Source organism: Klebsiella sp. 141240 (genome assembly GCF_050600805.1).
GTDB lineage: Bacteria > Pseudomonadota > Gammaproteobacteria > Enterobacterales > Enterobacteriaceae > Klebsiella > Klebsiella aerogenes.
Genome location: NZ_JAQIRK010000001.1, coordinates 247593 through 262570 on the forward strand (window position 1 = coordinate 247593; position 14978 = coordinate 262570).

The 14978-nt window shown below is 53.1% G+C and carries 12 protein-coding genes; 4 read left to right on the forward strand and 8 right to left on the reverse strand.

Annotation, left to right across the window (positions count from 1 at the left end; genetic code table 11):
* Positions 1-253 precede the first annotated feature (253 nt).
* From hdcC to PGQ95_RS01165, 4 genes are all read left to right on the forward strand, one after another.
* Entirely contained in the window at positions 254-1600 is a 1347-nt protein-coding gene (gene hdcC, locus PGQ95_RS01150) for a histidine-histamine antiporter (protein WP_045373958.1), read from the forward strand.
* A gap of 34 nt (positions 1601-1634) precedes the next feature.
* Entirely contained in the window at positions 1635-2771 is a 1137-nt protein-coding gene (locus PGQ95_RS01155; RefSeq protein WP_343558288.1) for a histidine decarboxylase, read from the forward strand.
* Positions 2772-2887: 116 nt separating this feature from the next.
* Complete coding sequence (hisS, locus tag PGQ95_RS01160; RefSeq protein WP_113373000.1) at positions 2888-4156, forward strand: histidine--tRNA ligase; 1269 nt, start codon at positions 2888-2890, stop codon at positions 4154-4156.
* A gap of 112 nt (positions 4157-4268) precedes the next feature.
* Entirely contained in the window at positions 4269-6092 is a 1824-nt protein-coding gene (locus PGQ95_RS01165; protein WP_430916753.1) for an ATP phosphoribosyltransferase regulatory subunit, read from the forward strand.
* A 32-nt stretch (positions 6093-6124) separates the two neighbouring features.
* Here PGQ95_RS01165 and PGQ95_RS01170 read toward each other — a convergent pair whose 3' ends face one another.
* The 8 genes from PGQ95_RS01170 to PGQ95_RS01205 form a co-directional block, all read right to left on the reverse strand.
* Complete coding sequence (locus PGQ95_RS01170; RefSeq protein ID WP_430916755.1) at positions 6125-7792, reverse strand: Wzy polymerase domain-containing protein; 1668 nt, start codon at positions 7790-7792, stop codon at positions 6125-6127.
* A gap of 1 nt (position 7793) precedes the next feature.
* Positions 7794-8333, reverse strand: a complete 540-nt coding sequence (locus PGQ95_RS01175; RefSeq protein WP_430916757.1) for a fimbrial protein — start codon at positions 8331-8333, stop codon at positions 7794-7796.
* A 9-nt stretch (positions 8334-8342) separates the two neighbouring features.
* Positions 8343-9407: a fimbrial protein gene (locus PGQ95_RS01180; protein ID WP_087859739.1), complete on the reverse strand. Its 1065-nt coding sequence runs from the start codon at positions 9405-9407 to the stop codon at positions 8343-8345.
* Positions 9404-10009, reverse strand: coding sequence for a fimbrial protein (locus tag PGQ95_RS01185; RefSeq protein WP_113373002.1), 606 nt, complete (start codon positions 10007-10009; stop codon positions 9404-9406). The genes PGQ95_RS01180 and PGQ95_RS01185 overlap by 4 nt, the downstream gene beginning before the upstream one ends.
* Positions 10010-10020: 11 nt before the next feature.
* Positions 10021-10797: a fimbrial biogenesis chaperone gene (locus PGQ95_RS01190; RefSeq protein WP_087859741.1), complete on the reverse strand. Its 777-nt coding sequence runs from the start codon at positions 10795-10797 to the stop codon at positions 10021-10023.
* Positions 10798-10823: 26 nt separating this feature from the next.
* Positions 10824-13295: a fimbria/pilus outer membrane usher protein gene (locus PGQ95_RS01195; protein WP_430916760.1), complete on the reverse strand. Its 2472-nt coding sequence runs from the start codon at positions 13293-13295 to the stop codon at positions 10824-10826.
* Between the two features lie 40 nt (positions 13296-13335).
* Positions 13336-13884 carry a fimbrial protein gene (locus tag PGQ95_RS01200; RefSeq protein WP_113373005.1) on the reverse strand — a complete coding sequence of 183 codons (549 nt, stop codon included), beginning with the start codon at positions 13882-13884 and terminating at the stop codon, positions 13336-13338.
* 69 nt (positions 13885-13953) lie between these two features.
* Positions 13954-14502 carry a fimbrial protein gene (locus PGQ95_RS01205; protein ID WP_015369827.1) on the reverse strand — a complete coding sequence of 183 codons (549 nt, stop codon included), beginning with the start codon at positions 14500-14502 and terminating at the stop codon, positions 13954-13956.
* Positions 14503-14978 lie beyond the last annotated feature (476 nt).

Below are 14978 nucleotides of genomic sequence, written 5' to 3' on the forward strand. Positions count from 1 at the left end.
CACTCACTGTAGCACCCGCCTATAAAAATTAGCCCGTCCGTTATTTATTGCACAATCACCACTGACCTTGATGATTAAATAAAAAGGGGACGGAGTGAATTACCCAATCACTGTTTAAAAACTATACAGAAATTAATATATATTCGCGCATATCATTTTCAAAAAATGATGTAGATCATATTCCCGCACCTGCCCTGTGAAAAAATGCGCTTAATAACCAAGTAAGCATTTACTTAATACAGAGGGGATATATATGGGAAGCGTCAGCGCGGGTACTGCGCAAAAAATGGGGTTAACGGCACTAACCCTTGTGACCGCATCAAATATGATGGGTTCCGGTGTTTTTATGTTGCCGACCAATCTCGCCGGAGTGGGATATATTTCACTATGGGGATGGTTGTTTACTATTATTGGCGTAATTGCGCTGGCGTTGGTTTTCGCTAAAACCAGCCTCATTACCCCTCGCGCAGGAGGGATCGTGGCCTATGCCAGCGATGCGTTTGGCCCTTTCATCGGGTTTCAGACGACGGTTTGCTACTGGATCAGCGCCTGGATTGGCAACGTCGCGCTCCTCGTCGCCGGGGTAGGCTATCTGAGCTACTTCTTCCCGGCGCTGCATAATCCGGTTTACGGTTGTATCACCGCTATCGCGATTCTGTGGGCATTTATTGCCTTAGGCAGCCTGGGGGCTAAAACGGCCGGGCGCGCGCAGTCCTTCACCGCCAGCTGCATGCTGGTCGTGGTGCTGGGTGTGGGCATTGTCGGCTGGTTCTGGTTTGACCCGAAAATGTTCTCTGAAGTCTACAACGGGACGGGCAACAGCGACAGCTCAGCCATCGTCTCCGCGGCCTCCATTGCGCTGTGGGGTTTCTTAGGGGTGGAATCCGCCGTGGTCTCCAGCGGACAGGTGGAAAATCCTGAACGCACGGTGCCTCGCGCAACCGTATATGGTCTGCTGATTGCCTCCGTATGTTACGTCGGTAGCTGTACCGTTATCATGGGCCTGGTTCCCCACGCCGAACTGGTCAAATCTGCCGCCCCATTCGCCGATGCGGCACGCTATATGTTTGGCGATATGGCCGGCAACATCGCCTCCGCGCTGAGTATTATCGCCTGCTTTGGCTCCATTTCCGGCTGGTTGATTCTACAGTCAGAAGGGCCGCGGGCCGGGGCGAAACAGGGGTTATTTCCGCAGATTTTCGCCGAGACCAATAAAAATGATGTCCCGATGAAAGGTCTGATTATTTCTGGCGTGCTGATGAGTCTGGTGCTGTTACTGACGGCTTCCCCCGATCTCGCCAAACAGTTCCAGGTGGTGATTCTGATGTCGGTATTTGCCTCCCTGCTGCCTTATATGTATGCCATTATCGCGCTACCTATCATCATGGTTTCTAAAAAGCTCAACCGTGGACGTGGCTTTATGTTTTATTGCGTCCTGACTGTCATCGGTATGATTTACAGTATATTCGCCCTGCTCGGTTCGGGTACTGATTCCATTTTCTGGGGCACAATTATGATGATGGTAACCATTCCTCTGTTTTCTTTTGTCGCGGCCGGACGTAATAAAAAAGGCCAGGATATTCTTTACCTTCAAAAATAATATTTTATTCACCAACATAAATATGGAGATTCATATGTCTTTATCTATTGCCGATCAAAATAAACTTGATGCATTTTGGTCATACTGTGTAAAAAATCGCCACTTTAATATTGGCTACCCTGAATCTGCTGATTTTGATTACACCATGCTGGAGCGCTTCCTGCGTTTCTCAATTAATAACTGTGGTGACTGGGGGGAGTACTGTAACTATTTACTCAACTCTTTCGACTTTGAAAAAGAAGTCATGGAGTATTTCTCCGGCATATTCAAAATCCCCTTTGCGGAAAGCTGGGGTTATGTCACCAACGGCGGCACAGAAAGTAATATGTTTGGTTGCTATCTGGGAAGAGAGCTGTTCCCGGAAGGCACGCTCTACTATTCAAAAGATACTCACTATTCCGTCGCTAAAATCGTCAAACTGCTGCGTATCAAATCGCAACTGGTGGAATCTCAACCAGACGGAGAAATGGATTATGACGATTTAATCAATAAAATCAGGACCTCAGGCGAACGCCATCCTATCATTTTCGCCAATATTGGCACAACGGTACGCGGCGCTGTTGATAATATCGCTGAGATACAGAAGCGTATCGCTGCGCTGGGGATCCCACGTGAAGATTATTATCTGCATGCGGATGCCGCGCTAAGCGGCATGATCTTGCCTTTCGTGGAGGACCCACAACCCTTTACCTTCGCGGATGGTATCGATTCGATTGGCGTTTCCGGACACAAAATGATCGGCTCCCCGATTCCATGCGGCATTGTGGTAGCCAAGAAAGCCAACGTCGACCGTATCAGCGTAGAGATCGACTACATCTCCGCCCACGATAAAACGATTTCAGGGTCACGCAACGGTCACACCCCTTTGATGATGTGGGCCGCCGTTCGCAGCCATACCGATGCCGAATGGCATCGCCGCATTGGTCACAGCCTCAACATGGCGAAATACGCCGTGGATCGCTTTAAAGCAGCAGGTATTGACGCGCTGTGCCACAAAAACTCCATCACGGTGGTCTTTCCGAAGCCTTCTGAATGGGTATGGAAGAAACACTGCCTGGCAACGTCCGGCAACGTGGCCCATCTGATCACCACCGCTCACCACCTGGACAGTTCCCGGATTGATGCGCTGATCGATGACGTGATTGCCGACCTGGCGCAACGGGCGGCATAAGAGTGAGCAGCGGCAAACTGCCGCTGCCCGCTGGACAATCTGGTGGGTTGCAGCGCCAACCGGAACCCGCCAGACCTGCACAGTATATGGGAATTTCGCATCAGGAGTCATAAACGATGAGTGCAAAGTTAAAAGCCATACGTGGTATGCGCGACGTACTGCCCGCCGAAACGCCAATCTGGCAATGGCTTGAAAATAAATTCCGTCGTCTGACCTACCGTTATGGCTACCAGGAGATCCGCTTACCCCTGCTGGAACCGGTCGCCTTATTCGAACGTGCTGTTGGCGAAGCCACAGATATCGTTGCCAAAGAAATGTACAATTTTACGGATAAAAGCGGCGAACAGATTACGTTGCGTCCCGAGGGGACCAGCGGCTGCATGCGTGCGGTCCTGGAAAATAATCTGTGTTACAACAAAACCCAGCGCCTGTGGTATCAGGGCCCGATGTTTCGCTATGAACGCCCGCAGAAGGGACGACTGCGTCAGTTCACGCAGTTCGGCGCTGAAGCCTTCGGCATGGCCGGGCCAGACGTCGATGCTGAAATGATTTTTATGGTCCGGGATTTGTTCCAGGAGCTGGGCCTGACCCCGCATGTCAGGCTGGAAATTAACTCCCTGGGCACGCCGGATGAACGGCGGGCGCATAAAGCCGCCCTTGTTGACTGGTTTAATGCTCATCGTGAGCAATTGGATGAAGATAGCCTCAAACGACTGGAAACCAATCCATTACGTATTCTCGACAGCAAAAATCCGACCATGCAGCCCATGCTGGAACAGGCGCCGCGATTGCTGGATTACCTGTTCGAAGACTCCCGCCGCCATTTTTCGCTACTTTGCGAACTGCTCGATAAGGCCGATATCCCCTATACCATTAATCCGCGTCTGGTGCGCGGGCTGGATTACTACACCCGCACCGTGTTTGAGTGGGTGACTGATGAACTGGGTTCGCAGGGTACCGTCTGCGGCGGTGGCCGCTACGACGGCCTGGCGGAGTTATTCAATCCGAAGGCGTTGCCAGCCTGCGGTTTTGCCATCGGTATCGAACGCCTGCTGCTACTGATTCAGACCGTCAGCCAGAAAGATAATCCGTTGTGGCATTTTCACCCAGACGTGGTCATTACCAGTGAATGTCAGGATGATGGCCTGCGGGCCCAGATGCTGGCGGAGCTTCTGCGCCAGCGTATTGAGAAGTTAAGCGTGATGGTGGATTGCAGCGGCAACAAACTTAAACGCCAGCATCAAACCGCCCTACAAAGCCAGTGTCGCGCGATAATCACGCTGAATACCGACAATGAGATACGGCTATGGGACCTCGCCAGCTCCCGTCAAATGTCGCTCGAAGAGAAAGCGCTCATTGACTGGCTGCAACAGCACTGTCAGTAAACACGTCCAGATTGGGTACCGTGCGGCAGGACGGTACTCGTCGCGGCGCTTATCCCGCCTTCAGCATTTCACCCTGACACACAGCGAGATCCTTAAGCAGAGAACCGTGGACATGCCGAGAAAAAACAGATTATTTATTCCGGGGATGCCGCATCTGGCGCAGCTTCGCGGGCATAATGGCGAGGAGTTATTCCGCCACGAGGAGGATTACTCAGCCTTCGAACGGTGTATGCAAGACGCGGCGCAACGTTACGCCGTGTCTATTCACAGTTGGTCACTTGCCGTTCCACGTATCCTGCTGCTGGTCAGCGCTCCGGATAAACAGGCGCTGAGCCGTTTTATTCAGCATATCGGACGCAGCTATGTGCCTTATTATAATCGTCGTTACCAACGGCATGGCGCGTTGTGGGACAGCCGCTACCTATGCAGCCCGCTGGAACCTGAAACCTATTTCCTGGCCGTAAAACGCTTTATTGAATGTGACGAAGACGGGAGCCCGGGGTGCCATAGTCACGGTAATATGCCTTCAGGTTTGATAGTTCCTCATCCTGCCTGGCTCAAGCTCGGTGAGAATGAGCAACAGCGACAGACCCACTTCCAGGAGTTCTGCCGGCAACCGGTAAATCGGGCGCTGGTGACCAGAATCCGCCATGCACTGGCGCAAAATTGCCTGCTCGCCTCGCAAGCGTTGAGCCAGCAACTTGAAGCCCAGATGGAAAGGCCGCTGCGGGCAAGACATTGCGGCCGCCCGCGTAAATATGAATCCTCCCCGTCAGAACAGTGGACCTGGCTGGAACTTCAGGCTGAACAGTTTCTGCGCCAGCATGGCTATCAACAAATCAGGTTACCCTTACTTGAACATACATCGCTATTCGCCCCAGGCGGCCCGGTGATGGCCGACAAGGGAAAATTACGTGGCGATGGAACAACCGGATGTCTACGCCTGATGGCCGATAACCCTCATACCGCAGTAATGAGCCGGATTTGGTATTCAGGCGCCATGTTCCGTCAACGCTCCCTGGATGGAGATATCCGGCAAAATCATCAAATTGGCGTCGAAGCATTCGGCATGCCGGGCGTTGATATCGAACTCGAGCATCTGGTTATGCAGGCGGTTTTCTTCAGGCGTATTGGCCTCGGTGAAATGGCGGAACTGCATATTAATATGCTGGGTGACGAGGCCTCGCTGGCGGCTTTCCGCCGGGCGTTACGCGATTATTATCAGCCCATCGCGCATTTGCTGAACCCGGAGCAGCAGCACTGGCTGGAGAAACATCCGGAGTGGTTGATCCATCATGAGGATATCCTTCTTCAGCGTCTTGCTCCTGCGGCGCCCTGCCTGGCGGATTTTATTACCGTTGACTCCCGTCATCGGTTCCAGCGCCTTCAGCACGCCCTGACCCAAGCCGGTATTGCCTGGCAATACGATCCTGCGCTGTTTCCCGCCAATGACTATTGTCAGTTGGTCTTTGAATGGCGCAGCATTGCCATGGAGCGCGAGTTAATTATCAGCCGTGGCGGCCGATACGACGCCTGCGCCAGCCGTATTGCTGAAAAACCGGTTTCCGCCTGCGGTTTTGCATTCATGATGGAGCCGATTGTCACTCTGCTCGGTTATCGTCCACAACCCGCCAGAGCGCATCCACCGACCGACATTGTGATTATTGCAGGCCAGCCTCGTGTGGCTGCTAAGGCAATGCTGCTCGGGCGTAGCCTGCGTCAGCAATTTCCCTATTTAAGCATCATCAACGACTGCTCTCCCCAACGAATCAGCACCCGCTATAAAAATTCCAGGCGCCTGGGGGCGAGATTTATTCTTGAAATCGAAGGCGACGGAGAAACGGTTATCCTCTCTGATTCACGGGACCATCGTATTAAGATTTGCACGCTTGATAACATCACCGATCGGCTCGCGCAGGTCGTTCTGGCTCAGTAATGGGCGTGGGCCGATAAGAGGATTTGCTTATCTCACTCCATTATTTGATTAAAAGGACGTCGCGCATTCTGCAGCCATGGAATACGCCTATCATTCGGGTATAACAGACAAAAGCGCGTCGCCAGACGATGCGCCTCGGCCAGGTCCCTCTGCTGCAACGCCAGCAAGATCTGCGTGAAGGAGACATTCGGGTCCGGTTGAACACGCACATAGTCAGGCGCCCAGCGGCGAACGGCTGCCAGCCAACGCTCATCGCGGGTATGTTGGTATCGTTGTAGATACCCCATCTGGACATCAAACCGGTAGCGGGTGGCAAGCAGCCAGCCTCCTACAGGAAGAGATTCGGCCAGACGCCACTGTGTTGATTGTCGCTCCGCCAGCGTCAGTTGCTGCTGCGTATGCAGCGTGAGAAACAGCAATGGTGTGATGACAACAACCGCGATCAATGCCACGGCACGCAACAGCGTCGCCAGGGTGAACGGCAGCCGTGCCCCCTTTCGCCTACAGTCTGCGCAACGAAGCAACAAAATCAGCAGTAGCCAGTGTGGCGTTGACTGCCTGACGGGGTATTCCGTCAACATATGGATAACGACGGGTAGCGCCGCCACCAGACAGGCGCGATGCCAGCGATTGCCGTATAGCCAGAGCCATAAACCACTCGCCATAAAACAAAGCGCCCCCAGCAATCCAATCAGCCCTCCCTCCACCAGCCACAGCGCCAGTTCGTTATGCGGATGCGAGATGCTACTCAGCCCCAACGGACCCGCGCGTTCAAGAAACACGGCGGCGAAACTGCCCACGCCCCATCCTGCCCACGGACGTTCGGCAAATAATGCCAGCGATGCTTTCAACACCGTCCAGCGCACCTGGGAGGTCGTCAGGTGATTAATCGTCACCACCGACAAGAAATGGCGAGCAAGCGCGCCCGCAATCATGCCTATCGCCAGCGGCAGCAGAAGTAACAGCAGTGTACGGCGCTGCGCAGGAAAAACCGCCAGCAGCAAGACCTCGCCTACCGCCACAGACAGGTAACCGGTTTGCGACTGAGACTCATGTAGTACAAATCCCATTATCACCAGAGCAATCGCGATGATAATTCGATATCCGCCACGTAGCCGTAAAAAGAGCAATGCTGACAGCAGCACGCCACACGCCGTGAAGCTGGCCATCAGATTAACCTGCTGAAAAATACCGTAGGGGCGCGTACCGCGCCGCCAGGCAAACTCCCAGTAATTCACTCCCGGCCAATGCCAGTATTGATAGGTAAACGCCAGACATTCGAGGACGCACGCGCCCCAGAGCAGAGCCAACAGTAGTGTCAGCGTGTTTGTCGTAAGCGGAATTTGCAACGTCGCCAAATAAACAAGCACGCCTCCTGACAACGCCCCCGCCACCAGCAGCGCCTCGGACCGCCAAACCTCAGGCGTCAATAGACAAAGTAGCGTCAGAATGAGCGCGCCCATCGTAAACCCCGCGGCGGGTATAGTTATCCGCCAGCGTTGACGGGGTACCAGCATCGATGCGCTAGCTGCCAGCACAACGGCATAAATCCAGGCCGTAATATTTAGCGGCAACGACAAACCGCTGCCGCCGTTATTCGGCCAGTAGAGATGCATTGCCCCGCCCCAGAACAGCAGACTGACAACGAGCAATACTTTCTGCGCCGGCAGCGGCGCAATACGATGCAATGCGTTCATCATGCTACTGGTAGTTCAGCGTCCAGGTCCCGCTGGCGCTGAAGGGGCCGTATTCGAGAGTCTGATTTTTTATCGCCGACGGTTCCGCCGCGACCCATGCCAAAAAGTTCAGCGTCATCGAGCCTTCAGTAATCTCTTTGACTGATGTGCTTTCATCAAGGCGGATTGCCGTACCATCCTCTTCGCTCATTCCAATGCCGATTCCGGAGGCGCCTTGTTCACTGCTATCCAGCGCCAGATGATCCGCCAGCTCCGCATCTTCACTGCCGCTGAAAGTGACCGAGATCCCGCGAAAAACCTCCGGGTTGCAGTCGCGTAACTCAATGCTGAATTTTTTCGGCTTACTGCGCCCCGAGAGATAGAGATCCTGCGTCGCGATTTGCCCGAAATCGACCTCGATTTTGTCGCCTCCTGGCGCAAGGCTGCAGGCCAACGCTCGAATGGTGCCGTGAAAATACATATCGCCGCCGACCAGCTTAGTGTCGGCCTGCGCCAAGCCGCCAAGCAGTAGCGCGCTGGTCGCGATTAACGCCGTAAATCTCATGGCATCCCCCTACTGAAACTGCGCGACAACGGTGGCAGAAGCTTCAAACTCACCTTCTTTAACGCTTCCCACGCCCGGTTTTGCCACCGGCGCGGCGGTAAGATTCCAGTCGCCCTGATTCTGGTAAAAACCCTTCACGTTGTAGAATTGATTGGGCACGACCGTGCCGCCGCTCGCGTCTTTAATCACGATGCCAAGGTCGTCGCGTTTTTGGCCACCGCTCAGCGTGCCGAGGAGATGATCGTTAAACCCCGCCGTGCCTGACGCCGTGGTAGTTTGTACGCCAAGATTAATGTTCAACGCGCCCTGATCGAAGCTCCCCCCCTCGCAGACCACATGAATGGGGATCGACTTGCTGTAGTTGGTGCCGTTGAGCCGGGCGGCGGAGCCTGGCAGATCGCCAAATTCAATGCTGATTTTGTCTCCCCGATTAAAGATGCATTTGTCCGGTACGGTAATGAGCCCGGATTTAATGACCACACGGGAAATTGGCGTTGTCGGCGTAGGTCCCGCGTTGCCCAGACGTCCAGCAACCTCCACCAGCGACTGAGAGGTAATATTGATGCCGTTAATAATGGGTTTAGTGACAATAAACGTCACTTTCCCTTTAGAGCCACTTTCAATGTTAGTAGCTCGCTCGTAGCCTTTGCGCTTTTTGCAGTTATGGTCGTTGTAGCGATTCGAAAAGTTGGTGAACGGCGCCTGAACATAGTTGTTATACCGCCCGGCGACCCATACCTGGACTTCCACATCCAGGTACTCATTCAGACGAAAACGGTTCGCTCCCTGATTAGAAGGCGGCATGGTGGTCGTGGTGGTGTAGTAAATCGGCTGTCGCGAGATGTCGGCCTGCTCACAATGAAAATCCACGACATACCAACTGCCCAAATTCCAGGTGAACGGATCCGTTCTGCCGCCCTCGTGGTTTTTGCTGACATCCAGCGAGCTCAGTTCAATATCGTACTGATGCGGCGAACCGCCCTGTGGTTCTCCCTCTCCGAGGGTAAATGCCTGCCCGGCCAGCGGACAGCCCGCCAGGGCGACCCACAGCAGTGCTTTGTGCAATACGCTCATAGATACTCCAGCTTAAGTCTGACCAGACCGTTAAAGTCGCCAGCGGTCACCTCCTGCCCAAAAGATTCTAGCGCGGCAAGAAAGTGAATCGCGTTATCGCCCGGTTTGAGGATCCACATGCGTTGCGGTTGATTCAGATGGATCAACTGGTTGCGTTCGGTCAGTAGCCGAATGCCCGCGCCGCGCACATCGCCGCGAATGCGCCCAAGATCGCTGTTTTCCGGCGCGCTTTCGGCCATCAGAGTCATCGAAACGCCACGCTCCACCGTACTGTGCGCCAGCTCAGGGAGCTCGCTGGTCTGCCCAGGGAAATCCTTTAATGTGTGCCCGGAGCCTTTTAAGCAGCCATTCAGGTGCAGCGTCACCAATACCGGATCGCTGCGATCGCCGCTCTGGCGAAAGCGGCTGGCGGAAATATCACCGAGATCGATGGTCTGATCGCGTGAAGCCATATCCAGCACGCACGGCGAAACGAATACCCGGCCATGAAAGCGGACGTTGCCATACTCGCCGGAAACGTTGCTCATATCATGGCGGCCGCTTGTGGCCTGAACCGAGCAGGCCATGCCTGCCATCAGCAGAGCGCAAAGCATCTTTTTCATTTACGAGTCCTTTACCGGGGCTGTTGCTCCATCGGCAATGCTTTACACACATTGCCTGTACAGCTGAATTTCAATTCAGGGTGACCGCCAAAATCGTTCACGTACATCATGCTGAACTGGCTGACGCTGGCATCCGAAACCTTGAAATCGAGGGAGGATTTCGGCGAGATCATAATCCCCGGGAAATCAGTCAGCCTGCCGCCGCCCTGGGCTTCAGGTTTGCGGCTTAAGCCGATTAAGGTGACGAAGTATGGCGTTGGGTTATCCACGGTCCAGCGCTGACCCTGTTTGTGAAAGGTCAGTTGGTTTTGCCACACGGCCCCCGGCGTTTCCGGCACGATAGCTGTCGGCCGATAGAACAATTTGATCCGCGACTGCATCGCCAACTGCAGTACGTTCGGCTTATCCGGTTTTGGCGGAATTTCACGCACGTTCAAATAGAACAGACTCTCGCGATCCTGTGGCAACGCGTTTATTCCGCTGGTTTTCGTCACGCGGGCGATTCCCTTCTGCCCACCGTTAATCCGTTGCAGCGGCGGTAAGACCATTAATGGCGAGGTAATTTTTGTTCCGTGGGCGTCCTCTACCCACGACTGAGCCAGAAAGGGAATACTCGGGCTGGTGTTGGTTAAGTTCGCACTTACCGAGCGCGCATCACCGGTGATGATCATGCGGGTACGGTCGAGCGCAATTCCCGCCCATGAAGCATTGATCTGGGCAATAAAAAACAGGCCACAGGCCACGGGTTTAAGCCAACGGCGCGCGAAATTAAGAGATTTATTATTCATGACAAAATTCATTCAGGTTATTGACATTATTCACAAGGCAACAGCACGTTACCTTCCGGGTTGATTTGTTGCGGCACCTGTAAGTGACACTGCGCACGACCGGCCCAGGCAACGGAAAGACGCTCGGACGGATTCACCCCCGCAATCCAGGCCATGCCGTTTTCCATCACCATGGCGACGCTGACGCCGTTGGCGTTAAACACTTCGGTGCCAAACGGCGGCACCGAGCCATCCTTCAGGCGCAGCAGCGCCATCATTTTTTGCCCCTGCGCGACGGCAAAGCGCTGGTAGCCAATGGCGCCTTCCGTCAGGGTGTTAGTCACGATCGCTTTGGTCGCGGAAATGTCCTCATCCATGGCGTCCACATCGATACGGGTATCAAAGCTGTGATAGCTGACGACGTCCGGTACAACAGCAATACCGAAACGATTTGAGTGCGCCTGTTCGCCGTTAAGCGGCACATTGGCAACGCCATCGGTATCAACCATCACTCTGGCGGTATTCATTGACGCCTGGCTGTTATGTAACGCCGCGCCGTGACGCGTCGCCGTAAAGCCGCCGCGTACCGTGCCGCCAACGGAGAAATAGCGTGATTGCTGCCAGCTGACGTTGGATTCCAGTTCCGCCATCATGCTGCGGTGCTGGTAATAGCCATCAAATGCCGTATGACCTTCCCCGGAAACCCCTGCGCGCAAGCGCCACGGATTGTTGCGATCGCGGTTATCGGAATATGAAACCATTTGGCTGGTCTGGTTACCGCTGTTCTGTAATTCATAATCCATAGAGCGGCCATCGCCCCATGGCACTGAAATTGAAAGCGAGAGACTGTCGTCCCGTTTGCCCTGATACTCAGAGCGATAAGCCGCAAGGTTGGCGCTGATCCCCTGGATACCCGCGAAGGAAAAACTGTGTCCCATCGATAACCCGTAACGATCCTGGGAACCGCGATCCCAATAGTTCTGGTGGGTATAGGTGAGGTAGAGCGTGGTCGCTAAATGCGGATCGTCAGCAAAAAAGGTTTTGTTGCCGGTAACGGTGTACATCTCTTTTTCGTTGCCGGCGCTGTTGTTACTTTCATACTGCTCGTCGAGAAACTGCGAGAAGGTGCGGAAGTTACGCTGTGAAAAGCGGTATCCGGCAAAGGTAATCGCGCTGTTGTACTCATCAAAGGTTTTGGCATAGCTGAGCTTAAAGGACATGCCTTTTTGTTCAGCCTGATGCTTCACCCGACTCACGGATTGCGTCGCATCGGCCGACAGCGCTCCCAGCCAGCTTAAATCCCGTCCAATCCCCATCGACCAGGCGTTGTAGCGCTCGCCGGTGAGCAACGCACCCCCGTACAGTGACCATGCATTGCTCACCCCCCAGGAAAAATCGCCGCTATAAAACGCAGGGCCCTGAACGTCGTGGTTATAACGCGATGGCTTGCCGACCGCGGCGTTGTAGCGAACATAGCCCGGGCGCGTCAGGTAAGGAATATCAGCCGTATTGACCTGAAAAGTTTGTACGCTGCCATCCTGCTCCTCGACCCGCACATCCAACGTACCGCGTACCGAACCGTGCAGATCCTGAATATTAAACGGCCCCGCAGGAACGGTGGTTTGATAGATAACACGGCCCTGCTGACTGACGGTGACCTTCGCATTACTGCGGGCGATGCCGTGCACTTCAGGTGCGTAGCCCTGCAAATTTGGCGGCAGCATACGCTCGTCGCTGGCGAGGTTGACCCCGGTGAAGCGCACCGAGTCAAAAACCTGAGAATTCAGATAGATTTCACCGACCGTCAGTTTTGCAGCCTGCATTGGTAACGGGCGATAAGCATAGATCTGATCCCAGTCGATACGCCCATGATTATCATCTGAAGCGTAATTGGCCTGATACTGGCCCCGAAAACGCCATGCGCCGAGGTTAAAACCTGTCTGCCCATAGCCGGACAGCGAGCGATAATGATCGCCACCCTGCTCGTAATGCGTGGCCTGCCCTGAGATGCTGTAGTCAAAAATCAGCCCGGCGACGCCGTTATCCCAGCGCTCCGGCGGCGTCCAGTCTGGGTCGGTATATTTCATCCATGCCTGAGGCACGGTAATGTCCAGCACGCCTGCGCTATTATTCAGCGCCACACCCGGCAGGCGGGAAATGTCATAGCAGGTTGCGCTAATGGAATGAATATGGGTCAACGCCTCTTCTTTTAGCGCCAGTAACTCGAGTTGTTGCGCCGTCAGACACGCCATAGATTTATGTGAGTTGGCAGGATCGGCGATATAACGGATTGACTGTTGAGGAATCTCCTGGCTGTTTATACGAACATCCAGCAGATATTCTCCGGGAGCCACAAAGTTGCCTTCGGAAAAACGCTGTAAATCGACATTATGCCTGTCGCTGGCATCCAGTACGTCGGTATTAAATTCAATGGCCTCATCCGCTTCAGCCCATGAAGCGGCGCAGACCAGAGCAATAAATAGTGCCAGACGTTTTTTATCTGTTTTCAGCGTGATCATTTTCGTTCGCAACCTTCAGATACCCGAATTGCAGTGCAGCTCAGAGATAATTCACAACAAAATGCGTGACCGCAGTAAATTCGCCAGATGTCATTCTTCCGTCGCGGGAGATCAAATAAGCCGTAAACTTGAGCGTATTTTTTCCTGGGTTAAGTACATAGTCCGGTGATGGTTTGCCCAGATGAATTTGCTGCCCTTTGCTGTCGTATATTTCTATCGCTAAATTTTCAGTTTCCGATTGCACGCTCAGATAATCTGGATTGTCGCTATCGGGGGCGCCGGAAAAAGTAATATTGGCGCGTTGAAACAAATTACCGGGGTGTTGAGAATCCCCTAGTGAGCATCCCAGCAAATGAATGCTGAAATCATGCGCAGATACTTTTTCAGGTGTTCCGGAAATATCTCTGGCTGAGAGGTCATCAAATTCAACCAGTAGCGACCGGTCGCGCGGATCGACATAACAAGCAGCCTCAATAATATTTCCCCGCATACGCATTTTTCCGGGCGTACTGACAAGACGTTGAGTGTCAGCCGAAACCCATGCAGGCGATATGAAGATAAAAAGCAGTAAAATACGCCATCCAGGCATAACCGCATTTCCTTTCAGTTATTCGCAGGAAGGGTTAAGCAGGCGCGTTAATGCGCCCGCTGCAGATCGTTACTGATAATCGATCTGGAAATTAACGGTAGATTCAAAATCACCCGGAGTTACCGCTGCAGATGCGTTGTTTGCCTGCAGGTAAGCGACGAAATCAATGTCGGTTTCGCCATCGGTAATGTTGACCTGAGAGGCCGCTTTACCCCACTCAACATCCTGGTTGCCGCTGTCAACCATACCGATGCCTGCGCCCTTGGCAGTACCAGAGGTGAAGGCGGCTAGCGCGTTGTTGTCTGCATCAATCGTTGCCGGGGTATAAGTCACGGTAGCGGTTTTTGCGACAGTCGTATCGCAACCCTGCAGAACGATTTTGGCATGTTTAACGCCAGCACGTTGGTTGTCTTTTAACTGAGAGGTTGGGATCTCGCCAAAATTCACCTGCACCGGGCTGGATTCTGGCGCCAGACCACATGCGGAATTAACGAGAGAACCGGTGAAGTGGATTTTACCGTTAGTCGGTTCAACATTTTTTGCAGCGAAAGCAGAAGATGCAGTAAAAGTCATTCCCGCCATCAGCGCACAGGCCACAGCCACGTTTTTCATTTTCATATTACTACTTAACCTTATATCTGTGTTTTGGTTATTTCGACGATCTATTTCCACAGACAATTCCTGTCCGGGAAAGCCCGATCTCGCGGTGGCGGCAGCGCATATCCTTGCAAACAATCCATCTCAAGCCGCACCGTATTTTGAAGTTCATTGGTATTCCATCAGAAATACCGTCCACAGTCGTTTACGCTGTTTCGGGGCTTATATTAAGTCGACGAAAAATTGACACAATGCCAAAATACGGAATCAATCAAACTCAGGAAATCGTGTTGCTTTCCCGCCTGCAGATCGATCTTTTACCTAAAAATCAGCCAAAAAACACGCAACTAACAGTGTTAATGTCTATTATTTATAGTTTTTATAGAGTTTTTAACTATCAACTATTTTTTAATTTAGAACAGATAACTGGCAGAATATATTTATAAAATATTTTTAAAAATTGAAAGGGATACCAAAAGTGAGTGCTGACAATAAGA

What these genes read in the sequence shown, in the direction of transcription:
- hdcC (WP_045373958.1), top strand. Translation starts at nt 254, where the DNA reads ATGGGAAGCGTCAGCGCGGGTACTGCGCAAAAAATGGGGTTAACGGCA.
- PGQ95_RS01155 (WP_343558288.1), top strand. Translation starts at nt 1,635, where the DNA reads ATGTCTTTATCTATTGCCGATCAAAATAAACTTGATGCATTTTGGTCA.
- hisS (WP_113373000.1), top strand. Translation starts at nt 2,888, where the DNA reads ATGAGTGCAAAGTTAAAAGCCATACGTGGTATGCGCGACGTACTGCCC.
- PGQ95_RS01165 (WP_430916753.1), top strand. Translation starts at nt 4,269, where the DNA reads ATGCCGAGAAAAAACAGATTATTTATTCCGGGGATGCCGCATCTGGCG.
- PGQ95_RS01170 (WP_430916755.1), bottom strand. Translation starts at nt 7,792, where the DNA reads ATGATGAACGCATTGCATCGTATTGCGCCGCTGCCGGCGCAGAAAGTA.
- PGQ95_RS01175 (WP_430916757.1), bottom strand. Translation starts at nt 8,333, where the DNA reads ATGAGATTTACGGCGTTAATCGCGACCAGCGCGCTACTGCTTGGCGGC.
- PGQ95_RS01180 (WP_087859739.1), bottom strand. Translation starts at nt 9,407, where the DNA reads ATGAGCGTATTGCACAAAGCACTGCTGTGGGTCGCCCTGGCGGGCTGT.
- PGQ95_RS01185 (WP_113373002.1), bottom strand. Translation starts at nt 10,009, where the DNA reads ATGAAAAAGATGCTTTGCGCTCTGCTGATGGCAGGCATGGCCTGCTCG.
- PGQ95_RS01190 (WP_087859741.1), bottom strand. Translation starts at nt 10,797, where the DNA reads ATGAATAATAAATCTCTTAATTTCGCGCGCCGTTGGCTTAAACCCGTG.
- PGQ95_RS01195 (WP_430916760.1), bottom strand. Translation starts at nt 13,295, where the DNA reads ATGATCACGCTGAAAACAGATAAAAAACGTCTGGCACTATTTATTGCT.
- PGQ95_RS01200 (WP_113373005.1), bottom strand. Translation starts at nt 13,884, where the DNA reads ATGCCTGGATGGCGTATTTTACTGCTTTTTATCTTCATATCGCCTGCA.
- PGQ95_RS01205 (WP_015369827.1), bottom strand. Translation starts at nt 14,502, where the DNA reads ATGAAAATGAAAAACGTGGCTGTGGCCTGTGCGCTGATGGCGGGAATG.